The sequence below is a fragment of the Isoptericola croceus genome (assembly GCF_029382255.1).
GTDB classification, from domain to species: Bacteria; Actinomycetota; Actinomycetes; order Actinomycetales; family Cellulomonadaceae; genus Isoptericola; species Isoptericola croceus.
Window position 1 is genome coordinate 95,291 of the sequence record NZ_JARLLG010000009.1, and the last position, 18,947, is coordinate 114,237.

General features: G+C 72.5%; 18 protein-coding genes. 16 read left to right on the plus strand and 2 right to left on the minus strand.

Features of this window, described 5'->3' with window-relative positions; genetic code table 11:
* From PZC42_RS17120 to PZC42_RS17180, 13 genes are all read left to right on the plus strand, one after another.
* Positions 1–1,239 (plus strand): peptidoglycan glycosyltransferase FtsW, encoded by a 1,239-nt coding sequence (locus tag PZC42_RS17120; RefSeq protein ID WP_277212806.1) that lies wholly within the window; start codon positions 1–3, stop codon positions 1,237–1,239.
* Positions 1,240–1,249: 10 nt separating this feature from the next.
* Positions 1,250–2,401, plus strand: coding sequence for an undecaprenyldiphospho-muramoylpentapeptide beta-N-acetylglucosaminyltransferase (gene murG, locus PZC42_RS17125; RefSeq protein WP_277212807.1), 1,152 nt, complete (start codon positions 1,250–1,252; stop codon positions 2,399–2,401).
* Positions 2,398–3,912, plus strand: coding sequence for a UDP-N-acetylmuramate--L-alanine ligase (gene murC, locus PZC42_RS17130; protein WP_277212808.1), 1,515 nt, complete (start codon positions 2,398–2,400; stop codon positions 3,910–3,912). Before murG ends, murC begins: the two co-directional genes overlap by 4 nt.
* Before the next feature lie 65 nt (positions 3,913–3,977).
* Positions 3,978–4,808, plus strand: a complete 831-nt coding sequence (locus tag PZC42_RS17135; protein ID WP_277212809.1) for a cell division protein FtsQ/DivIB — start codon at positions 3,978–3,980, stop codon at positions 4,806–4,808.
* A 162-nt stretch (positions 4,809–4,970) separates the two neighbouring features.
* Complete coding sequence (gene ftsZ / locus PZC42_RS17140) at positions 4,971–6,281, plus strand: cell division protein FtsZ (protein WP_277212810.1); 1,311 nt, start codon at positions 4,971–4,973, stop codon at positions 6,279–6,281.
* Positions 6,278–7,087: a peptidoglycan editing factor PgeF gene (gene pgeF, locus PZC42_RS17145; protein WP_277212811.1), complete on the plus strand. Its 810-nt coding sequence runs from the start codon at positions 6,278–6,280 to the stop codon at positions 7,085–7,087. The genes ftsZ and pgeF overlap by 4 nt, the downstream gene beginning before the upstream one ends.
* 92 nt (positions 7,088–7,179) lie before the next feature.
* The gene (locus PZC42_RS17150; RefSeq protein ID WP_277212812.1) at positions 7,180–7,653 is read left to right on the plus strand and encodes a cell division protein SepF; all 474 of its coding nucleotides are present in this window, start codon (positions 7,180–7,182) and stop codon (positions 7,651–7,653) included.
* 69 nt (positions 7,654–7,722) lie between these two features.
* Positions 7,723–8,019, plus strand: a complete 297-nt coding sequence (locus PZC42_RS17155; RefSeq protein WP_277212813.1) for a YggT family protein — start codon at positions 7,723–7,725, stop codon at positions 8,017–8,019.
* A gap of 172 nt (positions 8,020–8,191) precedes the next feature.
* Complete coding sequence (locus PZC42_RS17160) at positions 8,192–8,839, plus strand: DivIVA domain-containing protein (RefSeq protein ID WP_277212814.1); 648 nt, start codon at positions 8,192–8,194, stop codon at positions 8,837–8,839.
* A gap of 127 nt (positions 8,840–8,966) precedes the next feature.
* Entirely contained in the window at positions 8,967–9,428 is a 462-nt protein-coding gene (locus PZC42_RS17165) for a TraR/DksA family transcriptional regulator (protein WP_277212815.1), read from the plus strand.
* Between the two features lie 17 nt (positions 9,429–9,445).
* The gene (gene lspA / locus PZC42_RS17170; RefSeq protein WP_277212816.1) at positions 9,446–10,105 is read left to right on the plus strand and encodes a signal peptidase II; all 660 of its coding nucleotides are present in this window, start codon (positions 9,446–9,448) and stop codon (positions 10,103–10,105) included.
* Positions 10,105–11,034 carry an RluA family pseudouridine synthase gene (locus tag PZC42_RS17175; RefSeq protein ID WP_277212817.1) on the plus strand — a complete coding sequence of 310 codons (930 nt, stop codon included), beginning with the start codon at positions 10,105–10,107 and terminating at the stop codon, positions 11,032–11,034. Before lspA ends, PZC42_RS17175 begins: the two co-directional genes overlap by 1 nt.
* Positions 11,035–11,121: 87 nt before the next feature.
* The gene (locus PZC42_RS17180) at positions 11,122–13,050 is read left to right on the plus strand and encodes a pectate lyase-like domain-containing protein (protein WP_277212818.1); all 1,929 of its coding nucleotides are present in this window, start codon (positions 11,122–11,124) and stop codon (positions 13,048–13,050) included.
* Between the two features lie 58 nt (positions 13,051–13,108).
* On the opposite strand, the gene PZC42_RS22610 is transcribed toward PZC42_RS17180, so the two are convergent.
* Entirely contained in the window at positions 13,109–14,077 is a 969-nt protein-coding gene (locus PZC42_RS22610; protein ID WP_277212819.1) for a LacI family DNA-binding transcriptional regulator, read from the minus strand.
* Positions 14,078–14,205: 128 nt separating this feature from the next.
* Between PZC42_RS22610 and dnaE the strand changes: the two genes are divergently transcribed.
* From dnaE to PZC42_RS17200, 3 genes are read left to right on the plus strand one after another with little or no spacing between them, the layout of a single operon-like run.
* Positions 14,206–17,790, plus strand: a complete 3,585-nt coding sequence (gene dnaE, locus PZC42_RS17190) for a DNA polymerase III subunit alpha (protein WP_277212820.1) — start codon at positions 14,206–14,208, stop codon at positions 17,788–17,790.
* Positions 17,787–18,284 (plus strand): NUDIX hydrolase, encoded by a 498-nt coding sequence (locus PZC42_RS17195; RefSeq protein ID WP_277212821.1) that lies wholly within the window; start codon positions 17,787–17,789, stop codon positions 18,282–18,284. The genes dnaE and PZC42_RS17195 overlap by 4 nt, the downstream gene beginning before the upstream one ends.
* 10 nt (positions 18,285–18,294) lie before the next feature.
* Positions 18,295–18,702: a pyridoxamine 5'-phosphate oxidase family protein gene (locus PZC42_RS17200; protein WP_277212822.1), complete on the plus strand. Its 408-nt coding sequence runs from the start codon at positions 18,295–18,297 to the stop codon at positions 18,700–18,702.
* On the opposite strand, the gene PZC42_RS17205 is transcribed toward PZC42_RS17200, so the two are convergent.
* Positions 18,687–18,926, minus strand: a complete 240-nt coding sequence (locus tag PZC42_RS17205; RefSeq protein ID WP_277212823.1) for an RNA-binding S4 domain-containing protein — start codon at positions 18,924–18,926, stop codon at positions 18,687–18,689. The two genes, PZC42_RS17200 and PZC42_RS17205, sit on opposite strands and share 16 nt — an antisense overlap.
* Between the last annotated feature and the right edge of the window lie 21 nt (positions 18,927–18,947).

Sequence of the window (18,947 nt, forward strand, 5' to 3'; positions counted from 1 at the left end):
ATGGCGGTCACCTCGGGGGTGCGACGAGCCACGGACCGGCCGTGGCTCGGGCAGTGGAACTCCGCCGCCACGAGCTACTACCTGCTCGTCGGTGCGACGGGGCTGCTGCTGGTCATCGGGCTGGTCATGGTGCTGTCGAGCACGACCGTCACCTCCATCGCCGCCGGGGACTCGCCGTACGCCGCTGGTCTGGTGCAGGCACGCTTCGCGTTGATCGGCATCCCGTTCATGGTGGTGGCCATGCGCCTGCCGGTGCGCTGGTACAAGCGGCTCGCCTGGCCGGGCCTCGTCGTCGCCGCCGGCCTGCAGTCCCTGACGCTGGTGCCGGCCTTCGGCCTCGGCCAGGGCGGCAACGTGGGCTGGGTCCACCTGGGTGGCGGTGTCGTCATGCAGCCCGCCGAGGTCAGCAAGCTGGCGCTGGCGGTGTGGCTCGGTGCCGTGCTCGGCCGCAAGCAGCACCTGCTGGGTTCGTGGGGGCACGCGTTCCTCCCGGCCGTACCTGGCGCGATCGTGCTGCTCGGTCTGGTCCTGGCCGGCCACGACCTGGGTACCGTGCTGGTGCTGGCGGGCCTCGTGGCCGGTGCCCTGTGGGTCTCGGGAGCGCCGTCCAAGATGCTGGCTCTCGGCGGCGCAGCCGCCGGGTTCGTCGTGGTGGCGTTCTTCGTGGTCGGCAACGAGAACCGCGTCGGTCGCATCATGACGACCTACGGCGGCTGCACGGACACCCAGGGGGCCTGCTACCAGTCGCTGCACGGCCAGTACGGGCTCGGCACGGGTGGCCTCTTCGGGGTCGGGCTCGGCGCGAGCCGGGAGAAGTGGCGGTACCTGCCCGAGGCGCACAACGACTTCATCTTCGCGATCATCGGTGAGGAGCTCGGGCTGCTCGGCACGCTGCTGGTGCTGGCCCTCTTCGCCGTCCTCGGCGTGGCGATGGCGCGCGTCGTGCGCCGGCACCCTGATCCGTTCGTGAAGATCGCCACGGCCGGGGTCGCCTGCTGGGTCGTGGGCCAGGCGCTGCTCAACATCGGCGTCGTCATCGGGTTGCTCCCCGTGATCGGGGTACCGCTGCCGCTGGTCTCCGCGGGCGGTTCCGCCCTGGTCACCACCATGGCCGCGCTCGGCATGGTGATCGGGTTCGCGCGGTCGGAACCGGGTGCGCCCGAGGCCTTCGCCGCCCGGGGCGGGGTGGTGCGGCGCTCGCTGACGGTGCTCGGGCTCGGTCGCCGCGCGGGCCGGTAGTGTCCGGCATGTGAATTCCTCCTCAGTGCGATCCGTCGTGCTGGCCGGCGGCGGGACCGCCGGCCACGTCAACCCCTTGCTGGCTGTCGCGGACGAGCTGCGGGCCCGCGAGCCCGAGGCGTCGTTCCTCGTCCTGGGCACCGCGGCCGGCCTCGAGGCCGACCTCGTCCCGGCCCGCGGCTACGAGCTGCGCGAGATCCCTCGTGTCCCGCTGCCGCGTCGCCCCAGCGTCGACCTGCTGCGCCTGCCGGGGCGGCTGGGCTCCGCCGTCCGGGCCGCCGAGGCAGCCATCGACGAGATCGGGGCGCAGGCCGTCGTCGGGTTCGGTGGCTACGTCTCGACCCCCGCCTATCTCGCGGCCCGCCGTCGCGGCGTGCCCGTGGTCATCCATGAGCAGAACGCGAGGCCGGGGCTGGCCAACCGCCTGGGTGCACGCTGGGCGGCCGCTGTCGGGACGACCTTCGCCGAGACCGCGCTGCCGGGCGCGACCCGCGTCGGGCTCCCGCTGCGGGCCGAGATCGCCGCACTGGTCGACGAGCGCGAGCAGGACGCCGTGGCCGCGCGGCTGCGCGCGGCGGACGTCCTCGGGCTCGACCCGACGCTGCCGACGCTCCTGGTCACCGGCGGGTCGTCGGGGGCCGTCCGGGTCAACGAGGCCGTCGCCGGGTCCGCCGAGGCCCTGCTCGGTGCCGGTGTGCAGGTCCTGCACCTGACCGGCCGTGGCAAGGATGCCGCGGTGCGGGACGTCGTCGACCGGGCGGTCGCCGCCGGCGGTCACGAGGCGGCGCGCTACCAGGTGCGCGAGTACCTCTCCGAGATGCACCTGGCGCTCGCGGCGTGCGACCTGGTCGTGGCGCGGTCCGGCGCCGGGACCGTGTGCGAGCTCACCGCGCTCGGCCTGCCTGCCGTCTACGTCCCGCTGCCGATCGGCAACGGTGAGCAGCGGCTCAATGCGGCCGACGTCGTAGAGGCGGGCGGTGGGCGGCTGGTGGACGACGCTCAGTTCGACGCGGCCTGGGTCGCGGGCCACGTGCCGGGCCTCCTGGGTGACCGGGGGCGGCTCGAGGCGATGGCGGCGGCGGCCGGCTCGGTCGGCGTGCGGGACGCCGCGGCCCGGATGGCGGATCTCGTCGCCCACGCCGTGGCCGGAGCGACGCGATGAGCCCGGCACCCCAGCGGCGTGCGCCGGTGCCGGTGGACGCCCTCGGCAGGGTGCACCTCGTGGGCATCGGCGGGGCGGGTGTCTCCGTGGTCGCCCGGCTGCTCGTGGCACGCGGCCTCGACGTGCAGGGTTCCGACGCGGCCGAGAGCCCTGCGCTCGCGGCGCTGCGGGCCGACGGCGTGCGGGTGTGGGTGGGCCACGACGCGGAGCACGTGGTGGACGCGGCGGGGACGCCTCACGTCGACACCCTCGTCGTCTCCTCCGCGGTGCGCGAGACCAACCCCGAGCTGGCGGCCGCACGGGCGGCCGGGCTGCGGGTCCTGCACCGCTCCGAGGCGTTGGCCTCGCTGATGGCCGGCCAGCGGGCCGTCGCGGTGGCCGGTGCGCACGGCAAGACCACCACGTCGGCGATGGTGGCGACCGTCCTGCGCGCCGGTGGGCTCGACCCGTCGTTCGCGATCGGCGGCACGGTGCGGGTCCGCGACTCCGACGGCGAGCACGCGGTGCCCGGCGGCCACGCGGGGGCGTCCGACGTGCTCGTGGCGGAGGCCGACGAGTCCGACGGCTCCTTCCTCAACTACGCACCGACCGTCGCCGTGGTGACGAACGTGGAGGCCGACCACCTCGACCACTACGGCTCGCAGGAGGCGTTCGAGCAGGCGTTCGTCGACTTCGCGGCCCGGATCACCCCGGACGGCTGGCTCGTGGCGTGCGCCGACGACCCCGGATCGGCGGAGCTCGCGGCCAGGCACCGGGAGGGTGGCCGGCGGGTGACGACCTACGGCACGACCGACGACGCCGACGTCGTCGTGGGCGACGTGGTGGTCGGCGCGGGGACGGTGCGAGCCACGGTGGGCGGGGGACCGCTCGGGGCGACACGCCACGTGCTCGACCTCGCCGTGCCCGGGGCGCACAACGTGCTGAACGCCACGGCCGCCGTCGTCGTCGCCGTGCTCCTCGGGGTGCCGGCGGCCGACGCCGTGCGCGGTGCCTCGAGCTTCGTGGGGACGGGACGTCGTTTCGAGCCCAAGGGTGAAGCCGACGGCGTGCGTGTCTTCGACAGCTACGACCATCACCCCACGGAGGTCGAGGCGCTGCTGCGTGCGGCCCGTCCTGTGGCCGGGGACGGCCGGGTCGTCGTGCTCTTCCAGCCGCACCTGTACTCGCGGACCCGTGCCTTCGCCGACCGGTTCGCGAGGGCGTTGGAGCTGGCGGACGAGGTCGTCGTCACCGGTGTGTACCGGGCTCGCGAGGACCCGGACCCGACGGTCACGGCGCGCACCGTCACCGACCTCTCCCGCGGCACGCTCTCGGGAGGCTCCCTGCGGCCGGTCGAGGACCGGCTCGCGGCGGCCCACGTCGCGGCGGACCTGGCGCGCCCGGGCGACCTGCTGCTCACGGTCGGCGCTGGTGACGTGACCGAGCTCGGGGGGGTGATCCTCGCCCGGCTCGCCGCGCGGCACGGCGTGGCGCGCCCGGGCGAGGGGGCCCACGGCGCGACCATGGGGTGATGCGTCCACCACCACGCCCCCGTACGCCTCAGCGCCCGTCGCCTCCTGCGTCGAGCGAGGGCTCGGTGGCGAGCCCGGAGCGGCCGACGAGGACGCCCGGACGGTCGCTCGAGCGCGCCGCGGGGAGGGCGCGGGGCGCGGCGAGCGCCGAGTCGCCCGCCCGGGTCTCCTCGACGATGGCCGACCGGCTCGCGGAGCGCTCGGCGATGCGGCGGCACCGCTCGTGGCGGACCGTGGTCGCGGTCGTGCTCGTCGCCGCCCTGGTGGGTGGTGCGGGGTGGGTCGTCGGCTGGTCCGACCTGCTTGCGCTCGAGAGCGGTGAGGTGACCGTCTCGGGGGAGGGCAGCACGGTGGACGCGGACGCGGTGCGCGCCCTGGTCGTGGCTGCGGCCGGCACACCGCTGCTGCGTGTCGACACGGCCGCGATGCAGAGCGAGATCCTCGCCCTGCGAGGCGTCAAGGACGTGACGGTGCAGCGGTCCTGGCCGCGGGGGATCGACGTCGTCCTGACCGCCCGTGAACCGGTGGCGGCGGTGCCGGACCGTGGCCGCTACGTGCTGCTCGACGCGGAGGGTGTCCGCGTGGGTACGCGCAAGGCGGCGCCGAACAGTCTGCCTGTCGTCTCGGTCCCGCTCGACGACGAGTCGGCCGGGAGCCTGCGCGCGGCGCTGGCGGTGGTCGCCGCGCTGCCGGCGGAGCTGGCGGTCGAGGTTGAGCAGGTCAGCGCCCAGACCCAGGACGACGTCGAGACCGTGCTGCGCGACGGCGTGAGCGTGCGCTGGGGCGGGCAGGGGAGCCTCGCCCTGAAGGTGGAGGTCGTCCAGACGTTGCGCGAGGTCGCCGAGGACGCCGGGGTGATCGACGTGTCGTCGCCCGAGCTGCCGGTCACCCGGTGAGTGCGAGCGCTCGCGACACGCCGGGCCACGTCCGGCGAGCGCTGGTCCGGGCGACCTACCGTCGTCACAGCAGCAACCTGACATAACGCTCACCTTCGACTATAACCTGAAGGTTGTGGCGGAGGCGGGGTCAGGACCCGGAACGACCCGAGAGGCAACGACGTGGCAACTCCGCAGAACTACCTGGCAGTGATCAAGGTGGTCGGCATCGGCGGTGGCGGCGTGAACGCCGTGAACCGCATGATCGAGGTCGGCCTCAAGGGCGTCGAGTTCATCGCCATCAACACGGACGCGCAGGCACTGCTGATGTCGGACGCCGACGTCAAGCTCGACGTGGGCCGCGAGCTCACCCGCGGCCTCGGTGCCGGTGCCGACCCCGAGGTCGGACGCAAGGCGGCCGAGGACCACGAGGAGGAGATCGAGGACGTCCTGCGTGGGGCGGACATGGTCTTCGTCACGGCGGGCGAGGGTGGTGGTACGGGCACCGGCGGTGCCCCCGTCGTGGCCCGCATCGCCCGTTCGCTGGGCGCGCTGACGGTCGGGGTGGTGACGCGGCCGTTCACCTTCGAGGGTCGACGCCGGTCGGTGCAGGCCGAGCAGGGGATCGAGGCGCTCCGCGAGGAGGTGGACACGCTCATCGTGATCCCCAACGACCGGCTCCTGTCCATGTCCGACAAGAGCGTCTCGGCGATCGCCGCGTTCCACTCGGCGGACCAGGTGCTGCACTCCGGCGTCCAGGGCATCACCGACCTCATCACCACGCCGGGCCTGATCAACCTCGACTTCGCCGACGTCAAGTCGGTGATGCAGGGCGCGGGCTCGGCGCTGATGGGCATCGGCTCGGCCCGCGGCGAGGACCGGGCGGTCCAGGCCGCGGAGCTGGCGATCTCCTCGCCGTTGCTCGAGGCCTCGATCGACGGCGCGCACGGCGTGCTGCTGTCGATCCAGGGCGGCAGCGACCTCGGCCTGTTCGAGGTGCACGAGGCCGCGCGCCTCGTCCAGGAGGCGGCGCACCCGGAGGCGAACATCATCTTCGGCACCGTGATCGACGACGCGCTCGGCGACGAGGTGCGTGTCACGGTGATCGCTGCCGGGTTCGACGGCGGCCTGCCGAAGGCCCGGGAGGACTCCCGTGCCCTGGGTCAGGTCGCGGGGGCGGGCACGGTCCCGAACCCCGGCGACAGCGCGCGCACGGCGCCGGCCGCCTCGGGAGCGTCGCCGGTCGGAGGGTCTCCGGCGACCGCGCCGGTACCTGCCGCGGAGCCGGCGCACGCCCGCCCCCGGCCCATCCCGGCGGATCCCGACGACGTCCCGGCGAGCCTTCAGCCGGTCGGCTCCGGCCAGGCGCGTCCCGCCTTCACCGTGGTCGAGAACGGTGAGGGCGTGACCGTGGAGCGTCCGGTCGAGGTCCCCCGGGTGGCCGAGAGGCCACGGCCGGAAGTGGAGCTCGACGTGCCCGACTTCCTCAAGTGACGTCGTCGGCCACCTGGGCCCAGGAGGCACTGTTGCCCGCGGACCTCGGGGCCGGGCTGCTGCGCACGGACCTCGGTCCGGGGGTCGTGGCCGGCTTCACCACGCGGCACGGCGGCGTCTCGCCCGCCCCGTGGTCCTCGCTCGACCTCGCGACGTCGACCGGGGACGAGGAGGCCCGGGTGCGCCGCAACCGCGAGCAGGTCTCGGCCTGGGTCGGGGCGCCCGTCGCCTTCGCCACCCAGGTGCACCGGGACGGCGTCCTGGTGCTCGGTGGTCCCGAGCGGGCCGCGTGGGACTCCCTGACGCCGCCGCTCACCGTCGGCGAGGCGGACGGGCTGGTCACGGCCGAGTCGGGGCTGGGCCTGGGCGTGCTGGTGGCGGACTGCGTCCCGGTGCTCCTCGCCGACCCGGTGGCGCGGGTCGCCGGCGTGGCGCACGCCGGTCGCCAGGGGGTGGTCGCCGGCGTGGTCGATCGCGTGGTCGAGACGATGTTCGCCCGCGGAGCGCGTCCGGAGGACCTGCGGGCAGCTGTCGGGCCGGCCGTGTGCGGGTCGTGCTACGAGGTGCCGGAGTCGCTGCGCGACGAGGTGGCCGCCGTCGTCCCCGAGACCTGGGCGACCACCGACGCCGGGACCCCGGCGCTGGACCTGCCCGCCGGGGTGCTCGCCCGGCTCGCCGCGCTCGGCGTGGCGGCGACCCGGCTGGAACGGTGCACCCGCACCGACCCCGACCTCTACTCGCACCGGCAGGCGACAGCCGCCGGACAGGTGACGGGCAGGCAGGCCGGGGTGGTCGTCCTCGCCTGAGTCCGGCGTGTGCCCGGCGTGTCGCACGCCGCCTACCGCGTGGCGCTGGTTACCGTCAAGTCACTGACCTACCGACGAAACGGAGCAGGGCGATGGGCGGAGCGCTTCGCAAGACGATGCTGTACCTGGGGCTGGCCGACGACCAGCGCCCCGACGGGGAGTACCTCGACGAGTATGACGAGGAGCTGGAGCCGGTGCGTGAGGACGACTACCAGGCCGAGGTCACGCCCCTGCACCGCGACGGGGCGCCGATGGGCGCGTTCGCCGGTGGGGACCTGCGCCGGATCACCACCATCCACCCCCGGTCGTACAACGACGCCCGGCTCATCGGCGAGGCCTTCCGTGGCGGTACGCCGGTCATCATGAACCTGTCCGACATGGACGACGCGGACGCCAAGCGGCTCGTCGACTTCTCGGCGGGTCTCATCTTCGGCCTGCACGGATCGATCGAGCGTGTGACGAACAAGGTCTTCCTGCTCTCGCCCGAGCACGTCGAGATCACCGGCGAGGAGCAGGTCGCCGAGAAGCCCGACCCCCGTGCCGGGGCCTTCTACAACCAGAGCTGACGACCTCCACGACGCGCGGCCCGGGAACGCCCCCCGGGTCGCGCGTCGTGCGTCCGGTAGGTTGCCCTCGTGAGTGTGATCTTCGGCGCCGTCTACTTCGCCCTGTTCCTGTTCCTCGTCTGCCTGATCGTCCGGCTCGTGTTCGACTGGGTCCAGGTGTTCGCCCGCGACTGGCGCCCGCGGGGCGTCGTCCTGATCCTCGCCGAGGCGGTGTACACGGTCACGGACCCGCCGCTGCGCGCGCTGCGCCGCGTCATCCCGCCCCTGACGCTGGGCAGCATCCGGCTCGACCTGGCGTTCCTCGTGCTCTTCTTCGCCACGTCGATCCTCATGCGCGTGGCCGGTGGGCTCGCGGTGCAGTTCTGAGGTGCCTGACCGGGCCGGCGACACGCGGGACCAAGTATCGCCGGACCTGTGAAGACACCGTGAGCGCGGTCCCCCCGGGGGGCCGTCGCAGCGGGTGTCGGCTACCGTGGTCATCCACGGACGCTCCGGGTCCGTGCACTGGACCGCGCTACGGCAACGAGGTGACGACACGATGGCACTGCTGACGGCAGAGGACATCCTCAACAAGAAGTTCTCGGCGACGAAGTTCCGCGAGGGCTACGACGTCGAAGAGGTCGACGACTTTCTCGACGAGGTCGTCCGCACTCTCACGTCCGTACAGGAGGAGAACGAGGACCTGCGCGCCAAGCTGGCCGCGGCCGAACGCCGCGTGGGTGAGCTGAGCCGCAGCGAGGCCGCGCAGCAGTCCACCGAGCAGCCGGACGTCGCGGCGCAGGTCCAGGCCGCGGCCGCCGTGGCCGCCGCGGCTCCCGCGGTCGGCGAGCAGCCGCACGCGGAGCCGGAGTCGGCGACCGGCATGCTTCAGCTGGCCCAGAAGCTGCACGACGACTACGTGCGCTCGGGCCAGGAGGAGGGCGACCGCCTGATCTCCGAGGCGAAGTCCGAGGGCAGCCGGATCGTCCGCGAGGCCGAGGAGACCAGCCACCGCACGCTCTCGCAGCTCGAGCAGGAGCGCTCGCTCCTGGAGCGCAAGATCGACGAGCTCCGACTGTTCGAGCGGGACTACCGCACCCGCCTCAAGAGCTTCCTGCAGAACCTGCTCGGCGACCTCGACGCACGCGGCTCGGCACTGCCGCCGCAGCGTCAGAACGCCGGCGGTGGTCGTCCGCAGGACCTCTGAGCGACACCCCGGAGCGGTCCTGGCGCGGACCGACCCCATCTCAGGACACGCCACGTCGGCGCGTGCTGTTGTGCGGGTCGGTCCGCGCACTTACGCTGCGGTGACCTCACGAACGGAAGGGCAGCGAATGGCCAAGCTCTCCACCTCCCAGCGGGCGACGATCCGCGAGGAGTTCCCGCACCTGGCGCGGGACGTCAAGACGTTCCCCGTCCGCGACGGGGAAGACCCCTGGACGCTCCAGGAGGTCTCCGAGCTCGCGTTGCTCCTCCTCGAGGACCGTGAGCGCTACACCCGCGAGCTGGCCGCCGCGGACGCCGAGCTGAGCGACCTGCTGCGCAACTCCGGCGACGGCGCCGGGGACGACCAGGCCGACTACGGTTCGAGCGCGCTGGAGCGCGAGCAGGAGCTGACGCTGGTGAACAACCTGCGCGACCTGCTGGCACAGACGTCCCACGCGCTCGGCCGGATCCGCAACGGGACGTATGCCACCTGCGAGATCACCGGGAGCCCGATCGGCAAGGCCCGCTTGCAGGCGTTCCCGAGGGCCACGCTCTCGGTCGAGGCGAAGGCGCGCGAGGAGCGGCGCTGACCGTAGACTCGGGCGCGATGTCCTCCACGCCTGCCGGCGCAGACCCGGCTTCCGAGCTGCCCCCTGACCGTCCGGACGACGGAGCCGTCTCCGACGTGCCTGCGACTGCCGCCGGTCCGCAGGTCGCCCGACGGCTGGGGATCTGGTCGCTCGGACTGGCCGCGCTGGTCCTGGCGATCGACCAGCTGACGAAGTGGTGGGCGCTCATGGCGCTCGCACCGGGTGTGCCGGTGCCGCTGCTGGGCGAGCTGCTGCAGCTCCGACTCGTCTTCAACCCGGGCGCCGCATTGTCGCTCGCCACGGGATACACCTGGGTCCTGACGATCGTGGTGGTGGCCGTCGTGGTCGTCATCCTGGCGGCGCTGCGCCGCCTCGGCTCGCGCGGCTGGGCACTGGCGCTCGGGCTGCTGCTGGGAGGTGCGCTCGGCAACCTGGTCGACCGGCTCGTCCGTGATCCCGGGTTCGCGCGCGGTCACGTGGTGGACATGATCGACTACGCCGGCTTCTTCGTCGGGAACGTGGCCGACATCGCGATCGTGGCCGCTGCTGCCCTCATCGTCGTGCTGTCCTTCCGTGGGATCGGGCTCGACGGACGTCGCCACGTCGCCGACGAGAAGGACGCCCCGAGCACGTCCGAGCCGTCCGGCCAGGACGGACGCTCCGAGGGCACCGCCTGATGGCGTCGCGCACCCTGCCGGTACCCGACGGTCTGGCCGGCGAGCGGGTCGATGTCGCCCTGGGGCGCATGCTGGGGTTCTCGCGCACCCAGGCCGCGGACCTCGCGGCCGCGGGAGCGGTGCGGCTCGACGGCCGGGAGGTCGGCAAGTCCGACCGCGTGACCCCGGGTGGCTGGCTGGAGGTCGACGTGCCCGAGCCGCCGTCGACGACTCCGGTCGTCGCGGAGCCGGTCGAGGGCATGGCGATCGCCTACGAGGACGACGACGTCGTCGTGGTCGACAAGCCGGTCGGCGTGGCGGCGCACCCCTCACCGGGGTGGACGGGGCCCACGGTGGTCGGCGCCCTGGCCGCGGCGGGCTACCGCGTGTCCACCTCCGGTCCTGCCGAGCGGCAGGGCATCGTGCACCGCCTGGACGTCGGCACCTCCGGGCTGATGGCCGTCGCCAAGAGCGAGGCGGCCTACACCGGGCTGAAGCGCGCGTTCAAGGAGCGCACCGTCGACAAGGTCTACCACGCGCTCGCCCAGGGGCACCCCGAGCCGACGACGGGGACGATCGACGCGCCGATCGGCCGGCACCCCCACCACGACTACCGGTTCGCGGTCGTGGCAGAGGGCAAGCCGTCCGTGACGCACTACGAGGTCCTCGAGATGCTGCCGGCGGCATCGCTGGTGGAGGTGCACCTGGAGACGGGACGCACGCACCAGATCCGCGTGCACTTCTCGGCGCTGCGACACCCGCTCGTCGGCGACCTCACCTACGGTGCGGATCCGGTGCTGGCGTCGAAGGTCGGTCTCGAGCGGCAGTGGCTGCACGCGATGCGGCTCGGGTTCGAGCACCCGTTGACCGGTGGTCGGGTCGAGGTGACCAGCGAGTACCCTGCCGACCTGCAGGCGGCGCTGGACCTCGTCCGCGGCGCCTACGCCTGACCTCCTCCTTGTCCCGTCTCACCGGGAAGGGCTACTCTCGCGACCACGGGTGACACGAGTCACTCGCGACCTCGACGAGGAGGACGCATGTCGACACCTCACGCACGGGTACGGACCTTACGACGGCGGCGCCGCCGGCTCGTGCCCACCGTCGCCGCAGGAGCTGCCCTCATGACCGCCATCGCCGGCCTGCCCGGCGCGCAGGCCGCGCAGCCCGACCGAGACCGCGTCGACCCGACCGACCCGGACTTCGGGCCGCAGGTGACGGTCTTCGGGCCGCACACGCCCCAGGACGAGATCCAGGCGACCATGGACGCCCTGCACGCGCAGCAGGTCGACGCCGAGATGGGTACCGACCGGCACGCCGTCTACTTCCTGCCGGGCACCTACGGCTCGGCCGAGGACCCCCTCCAGTTCGGCGTCGGGTACTACACCGAGGTCTCGGGGCTCGGCGCGTCACCGACCGACGTGACCGTGGAGGGCGCCATCGAGGTGCGCAACCGATGCCTCTCGGACGACCCCGCGAACCCGAACTGCATCGCGCTGGTCAACTTCTGGCGGACGATCTCGAACCTGTCGCTCGACGTGAACACCGCGGGCCAGGGCGGCTGCGAGGCCACGACCAACTTCTGGGCGGTCTCCCAGGCGGTCTCGATGCGTCGGCTGGACGTGCGCGGCCCGCTGTCGCTCATGGACTACTGCTCGGCCGGCCCGCAGTACGCCAGCGGCGGCTTCATCGCGGACTCCCGGTTCGACACCGAGGTCACCAACGGTTCGCAGCAGCAGTGGCTCACCCGCAACAGCGAGCTCGGAGGTGGCTGGTCCAACGCCGTGTGGAACCAGGTCTTCGCCGGGGTCGTGGGTGCGCCGTCCGAGGAGAATTTCCCGACGGAGCCCTACACCACGCTCGCCACGACGCCGGTGAGCCGGGAGAAGCCGTACCTGTTCGTCGACGACGCAGGCCGCTACCACGTGCGCGTCCCCGCCGCGCAGACCGAGACCAGCGGCATCTCGTGGGCCGACGGCGTCGCTCCCGGCCGGACGGTGCCGATCACGGACTTCTACATCGCGAAGCCAGGTGACTCCGTGGCGAGGATCAACGGCCAGCTGGCCCGCGGCAAGAACCTGCTGCTCACGCCCGGCGTCTACGACGTCGACCGGAGCATCGCCGTCAAGCGCGCCGGCACCGTCGTGCTGGGCATGGGCCACGCCACGCTGACCGCCGTGGAGGGATCCGTGCCGCTGACCGTGGCCGACACCTCCGGCGTCGTCGTGGCCGGGGTCTCCATCGACGCCGGTACCGAGGAGTCCCCGGCGCTGCTGCGGGTCGGCAAGAAGCACGGCAAGAACCACCGGTCGGACCCCACCGACCCGGTCACGCTGTCCGACGTGTACTTCCGGGTCGGCGGGCCGCACGTCGGCAAGGCGGACGTCGCCCTCGAGGTGAGCTCGCATGACGTGCTGGTGGACCACACGTGGGTGTGGCGCGGCGACCACGGCGTGGAGGGCTTCGCCACGGACGGCTCAGCGGGCGTCAACGGGGACACCGAGCGCTGGGCCACCAACACTGGCCGCAACGGCGTGGTGGTCGACGGCGACCGGGTCACCGCCACCGGGCTCTTCGTCGAGCACTTCCAGGAGCACAACACGATCTGGAACGGCGAGGACGGCACCGTCGTCCTCTACCAGAACGAGCTGCCCTACGACCCGCCGACCCAGGCGGACTGGACCCAGCCGGACGGCACCCTCGGCTGGGCCGGCTACAAGGTCGCCGACGACGTCGAGCGGCACCGGCTGTTCGGCGCGGGGGTGTACGTGTTCAACCAGAACAACCCGGAGATCGTCACCGAGGACGGGTTCTCGGTGCCGCGGGCACCGGGCGTGCGGTTGCACCACCTCATGACGGTCAACCTCAGCGCCGGGACGATCCAGCACGTCGTCAACGGCGTGGGCGACGCCGTGTCCCCGGAGACCTCCGGCACCCCGGAGTACGTGGTGGACTACCCGGCGCCCTGACCGACGCCGTGCCCTGCCGCACGGCCCCGCCCGCGTCCCGGTGCGGGGCCGTGCGTCGTCACGTGGAGGCGCGGACGACGACGCGGGCCGGGTCGTCCGGCCAGGGCGGCGCCTCGTGGCCGTCGAGCACGGCGAGCACGCTCGTCGCGAGATGCTCCGCCTGGGGTGTGACGGGCTGGGCCACCGTGGTCAGCGCGGGTGCCGCGACCCGGGCGGCCGGAGCGTCGTCGACGCCGACCACCGCCAGGTCGTCGGGCACGATCAGACCGGCCGCCCGTGCACCGGCGAGCACGGCGAGCGCCACCTCGTCGTTGTACGCGGCCACGGCGGTGACGCCCTGGGCGTGCCAGGACCGGACGGCCTCCGTGGCCGGCTCGTCGGCCCGGACCGGGACCTGCGGCGGTCCCGGCAGCCCTCGCGCGGCGCACGTGTCGCGGACGCCGGCGAACCGGGCGGCGCCGAACCGCCGCAGGCGGTCGTCCGTCGTCGTGGCGAAGGCCACGGAGCGGTGCCCGCGGGTCACCAGGTGGTCGACCTGGAGCACGGCTAGGTCGTGCTGGGAGCGGTCGAACGCGCTGCTGTCGGCGGACTCCGCCGTGCCCACGACCTCGATCCCGGCCTGCCGCATCGCCCGGACGTCCGCGGCGGGGAACGGGGCGAGGCCGACGACGGCGCGTGGCGTGACGGCTCGCCACAGGTCCGCCAGCGCCCGCGAGCCGCGGTGGTGGTGGACGAGCACGAACAGGCCCCGCTCGGCGAGCACGTCGGTGAGGTGGTCCAGGAGGGCGTCCACGACGGGGCCGGTCGGCCAGTCGGGCAGCACGCAGACGACCAGGTCGCTGCGGCCGCGTCGCAGCGTCCGCGCGGCCGCCGACGGCGCGTAGCCCAGCCGCGCGGCCGTCGTCCGGACGTGCTCGCGGGTCGCCTCGGAGACCGATGCTCCCGGGGTGTCGTTGAGGACGTAGCTGACGGTCGTGCGGGAGACCCCCGCAGCGCGGGCGACGTCGGCGCTCGTCACTGAGGCCACGGCTCCTCCTACTCCGGGCGGGCGTTGGGAGCACTGTACGCGGACGCCTGTGCGGGCCTCCGGCGGAGGGTCGTCGAGGTCCGCGCGGCTCGACCGGGATGTCACCGGCGGGACCTAGACTCGTGGCCATGTCGGACGTCGCTGCACCCACCGGACCTTCCACCACCGGCCAGAAGGCAGACGACTTCGTCCACCTCCACGTCCACACCGAGTACTCGATGCTCGACGGCGCGGCGCGGATGAACGACCTGTTCACCGAGGTCGCCCGGCTGGGGCAGAAGGCCATCGCGATCACGGACCACGGGTACCTGTTCGGGGCCTTCGACTTCTGGAGCACGGCGCAGAGGTTCGGGGTCAAGCCGATCATCGGCGTCGAGGCGTACGTGACCCCGGGCACGAGCCGGCACGACCGGACGAAGGTCCAGTGGGGCGAGCAGCACCAGCGGCGCGACGACGTCTCCGCGGGCGGCGCCTACACCCACATGACGCTCTGGGCGCGCGACAACGTCGGGATGCACAACCTGTTCAGGGCCTCCTCGCTGGCGTCGCTCGACGGCCAGATGGGCAAGTGGCCACGCATGGACCGCGAGCTGCTGGAGACCTACGCCGAGGGGTTGATGGCCACGACGGGCTGCCCGTCGGGTGAGGTGCAGACACGGTTGCGCCTGGGCCAGTGGGACGAGGCGGTCCGGGCGGCCGGTGAGCTGCAGGACCTCTTCGGCAAGGAGAACTACTTCGTCGAGCTCATGGACCACGGGATCGAGATCGAGTCCCGGACGTCCAAGGACCTGCTGCGACTGGCCGAGCACATCGGCGCACCCCTGGTGGCGACGAACGACCTGCACTACACGAAGCAGGAGGACTCCCACGCGCACGAGGTGCTCCTCGCGGTGAACTCCGGCTCCACCCTCGACGAACCCACGTATGACCAGGGAGGCAGCCGGTTCGCCTTCAGCGGGGACAGCTTCTACGTGCGATCGGGCGCTGAGATGCGGCGGCTGTTCGCCGAGATGCCGGAGGCCTGCGACAACACGTTGCTCATCGCGGAGCGGTGCGAGGTCTCCTTCGACACCGGCGCCAACTACATGCCGAACTTCCCGGTGCCGGACGGCGAGGACGAGATCTCCTGGTTCGTCAAGGAGGTCGAGCACGGCCTGCACCGGCGGTACCCGGCCGGGGTGCCGGACGAGGTGCGCAAGCAGGCGACGTACGAGACCGAGGTCATCATCCAGATGGGCTTCCCGGGCTACTTCCTCGTGGTCGCGGACTTCATCAACTGGGCCAAGGAGCAGGGGATCCGCGTGGGTCCGGGCCGCGGCTCGGCGGCAGGTTCGATGGTCTCCTACGTCATGGGCATCACGGAGCTCGACCCGCTGGAGCACGGCCTCATCTTCGAGCGGTTCCTCAACCCGGAGCGGGTCTCGATGCCCGACGTCGACGTCGACTTCGACGAGCGTCGGCGCTCCGAGGTCATCCGCTACGTGAGCGACAAGTACGGCGACGACAGGGTGGCGATGATCGTCACCTACGGGTCCATCAAGGCCAAGCAGGCGCTCAAGGACGCCTCACGCGTGCTGGGCTTCCCGTTCGCGATGGGGGAGAAGCTCACCAAGGCGATGCCGCCGCCCGTCATGGGCAAGGACATCCCGCTGTCGGGGATCTTCGACCCTGCGCACGACCGTTACTCCGAGGCCGCCGAGTTCCGCCAGGTGCACGACACCGACCCCGAGGCGCAGCGCGTCGTCGAGACGGCGCGCGGCATCGAGGGCCTCAAGCGGCAGTGGGGTGTGCACGCCGCCGGCGTGATCATGTCGAGCGAGCCGCTCATCGACGTCATCCCGATCATGCGGCGGCCGCAGGACGGCGCGGTCATCACGCAGTTCGACTACCCGACGTCCGAGGGCCTCGGCCTGATCAAGATGGACTTCCTCGGGCTGCGGAACCTGACGATCCTCGACGACGCGCTCGAGAACATCACGATGAACGGCAAGGAGGCCGTCGAGATCGAGCACGTGCCGCTCGACGACGTCGCCACCTACGCGCTGCTCGCCCGCGGGGAGACACTCGGGGTGTTCCAGCTCGACGGCGGCCCGATGCGGTCGTTGCTGCGTCAGATGCGCCCGGACAAGTTCGACGACCTCTCGGCCGTCATCGCGCTGTACCGCCCCGGGCCGATGGGCATGAACTCGCACGTGAACTACGCACTGCGCAAGAACGGCATGCAGAAGATCGAGCCCATCCACCGCGAGCTGGCCGAACCGCTGTCCGAGGTGCTCGACGAGACCTACGGCCTCATCGTCTACCAGGAGCAGGTGCAGCGCGCCGCCCAGATCCTCGCGGGCTACTCGTTGGGCCAGGCCGACCTGCTGCGCCGCGCCATGGGCAAGAAGAAGCCCGAGGTGCTCGCCAAGGAGTTCGTGAACTTCGAGGCCGGCTGCAAGGAGCGTGGCTACTCCGACGCCGCGATCAAGGCGGTCTGGGACGTCCTGGTGCCGTTCGCCGGGTACGCGTTCAACAAGGCGCACTCCGCCGGGTACGGGCTCGTCGCCTACTGGACGGCGTACCTCAAGGCGAAGTACCCCACGGAGTACATGGCAGGGCTGCTGCAGTCCGTGCGGGACGACAAGGACAAGATGGCGCTGTACCTCGGCGAGTGCCGCCGGATGCGCATCACGGTCCTGCCACCCGACGTCAACGAGTCGGCGGCGAAGTTCACGGCCGTCGGGGACGACATCCGGTTCGGTCTGACGGCGGTGCGCAACGTCGGTGCGAACGTGGTCTCGGCGATCATCGCCGCGCGCGAGGAGCACGGCGACTTCACGTCGTTCACCGATTTCCTGGACAAGGTGCCGGCCGTGGTGTGCAACAAGCGCACGATCGAGTCGCTGATCAAGGCCGGGGCCTTCGACTCGCTCGGACACCCGCGGCGCGCCCTGCTGGTGGTGCACGAGCAAGCCGTGGACTCCGTGATCTCCGTCAAGCGCGAGGAGGCGAAGGGGCAGTTCGACCTCTTCGCCGACCTGGGTGCCACGGACGAGAAGATGACCTTCAGCGTCGACGTGCCGGACCTGCCGGACTGGGACAAGAAGCAGCTGCTCGCGTTCGAGCGCGAGATGCTCGGTCTGTACGTCTCGGACCACCCTCTGTCCGGCATGGAGCACGTGCTGGCCCGCGCCGCCGACACCTCGATCGCGACCCTCATGGCCGACGAGGGGCGGGCGGACGGCTCGTCCGTCACGGTCGCCGGGCTGTTGACCTCCGTGCAGCGCAAGATGAGCAAGAACGGCAACCCCTGGGCCGCTGTCACCATCGAGGACCTGGAGGGCTCCGTCGAGGTGATGTTCTTCGGGGAGACCTACCTGGCCTACTCCACCGTGCTCGCCGAGGATCAGGTCGTCACGCTCAAGGGTCGCGTCCGCCGTCGTGACGAGCAGATGCAGCTGCAGGCACAGGAGGTCTCGCTGCCGGACACCTCGGCGGTGGCCGACGCACCGGTGCAGGTCACCGTGCCGCACACGCGGTGCGTCGAGCCCGTCATGGTGCGGCTGCGCGAGGTCCTCGCCTCGCACCCGGGGCCCGCCGAGGTCCATGTCCACGTGGCCGAGCCGGGCAAGACGACGGTGGTCCGGGCGGCAGGCCGGTTGCGGGTGGAGAAGTCGCCGGCACTGTTCGGTGACCTCAAGGCACTGCTCGGCCCGAGCTGTCTGTCATGAGCGCCGACTGGGACGACGGCAGCGCGGACCACCGGTTCCGCGTGGTGCCCGCCGCCTATGTGCTGCTGCGCCGCGAGGGACAGGTCCTGCTGCAGCTGCGCGCCGGGACGGGGTTCATGGACGGGTACTGGGCCGCCGGTGCGGCCGGCCACGTCGAACCGGGGGAGTCGGTGGTGGACGCCGCCGTGCGCGAGGCGCGCGAGGAGCTCGGGGTGGAGATCACCCCGGCGGACCTCGAGCCGGTGACGGTCTCGCACCGGGGGATCCCCGGCGGCCCGGCGCTCGAGCAGCGGGTGGACTTCTTCTTCGCGGCGAGCCGGTGGGAGGGCGACCCCGCACTGCAGGAACCGCACCGGGCCGCCGATCTGCGCTGGTTCCCGTTCGTGCACCTGCCCGAGCCGGTGGTGCCCCACGAGCTGGTGGTGCTCCGCGGTCTGCACGACGGCGCGGTGCCCCGCGTCCTGACCCACGGCTTCACCGACGCCGGAGCGTAGGCTCGCTCCCGTGATCCGACTCAACCCCGAGCAGCTCGTCTTCGTCACGGAGCGGCACCTGGCCACGCTGACCACCCTGCGTGCGGACGGCACGCCCCACGTGGTCCCCGTGGCCTTCACCTGGGACGCGGACGAGGGCGTGGTGCGGATCACCGCACGCCGCACGTCGGTCAAGGCCCGCAACGCGGCGCGTCGGTCGGCGGACGGGGCGCCGCCGCGCGCTGCGGTCTGCCAGGTCGACGGCGGGCGCTGGCTCACGCTCGAAGGACCGGTCGAGGTGGTCGAGGACGCCGACCAGGTCGCCGATGCCGTCCGGCGCTACGCGACCCGCTACCGCCAGCTGGAGCACGACCCGGCCCGGATCGTGCTGCGGCTCGAGCCGGACCGGGTCATGGCGTCCGCCTACATGTCGTCCTGAACCACGACGGCGGTCTCGTCCCCCTCGGGGCCGGAGACCGTCACGCGCGCCCCGGGCCGGAGCTGGCGGCCGCGCCGGGTCTCGGTCTCGCCGTCGACCTGGACGTCGCCGTCCGTCACGAGGTCGCGGGCGTGGTTCCCGGACTCGGCGAGGCCTGCCAGCTTGAGGAACTGGCCGAGCCGGATGACGTCGTCCCGGATGGGGACCTCGATCGGGGTGTCCATGGCACGCATTCTCCCAGGACC

Excerpts from the sequence above, each read along its gene's own strand:
- PZC42_RS17120 (WP_277212806.1), top strand. The coding sequence starts at position 1 with ATGGCGGTCACCTCGGGGGTGCGACGAGCCACGGACCGGCCGTGGCTC.
- murC (WP_277212808.1), top strand. The coding sequence starts at position 2,398 with ATGAGCCCGGCACCCCAGCGGCGTGCGCCGGTGCCGGTGGACGCCCTC.
- PZC42_RS17150 (WP_277212812.1), top strand. The coding sequence starts at position 7,180 with ATGGGCGGAGCGCTTCGCAAGACGATGCTGTACCTGGGGCTGGCCGAC.
- PZC42_RS17160 (WP_277212814.1), top strand. The coding sequence starts at position 8,192 with ATGGCACTGCTGACGGCAGAGGACATCCTCAACAAGAAGTTCTCGGCG.
- PZC42_RS17165 (WP_277212815.1), top strand. The coding sequence starts at position 8,967 with ATGGCCAAGCTCTCCACCTCCCAGCGGGCGACGATCCGCGAGGAGTTC.
- lspA (WP_277212816.1), top strand. The coding sequence starts at position 9,446 with ATGTCCTCCACGCCTGCCGGCGCAGACCCGGCTTCCGAGCTGCCCCCT.
- PZC42_RS17175 (WP_277212817.1), top strand. The coding sequence starts at position 10,105 with ATGGCGTCGCGCACCCTGCCGGTACCCGACGGTCTGGCCGGCGAGCGG.
- PZC42_RS17180 (WP_277212818.1), top strand. The coding sequence starts at position 11,122 with ATGTCGACACCTCACGCACGGGTACGGACCTTACGACGGCGGCGCCGC.
- dnaE (WP_277212820.1), top strand. The coding sequence starts at position 14,206 with ATGTCGGACGTCGCTGCACCCACCGGACCTTCCACCACCGGCCAGAAG.
- PZC42_RS17195 (WP_277212821.1), top strand. The coding sequence starts at position 17,787 with ATGAGCGCCGACTGGGACGACGGCAGCGCGGACCACCGGTTCCGCGTG.
- PZC42_RS17205 (WP_277212823.1), bottom strand. The coding sequence starts at position 18,926 with ATGGACACCCCGATCGAGGTCCCCATCCGGGACGACGTCATCCGGCTC.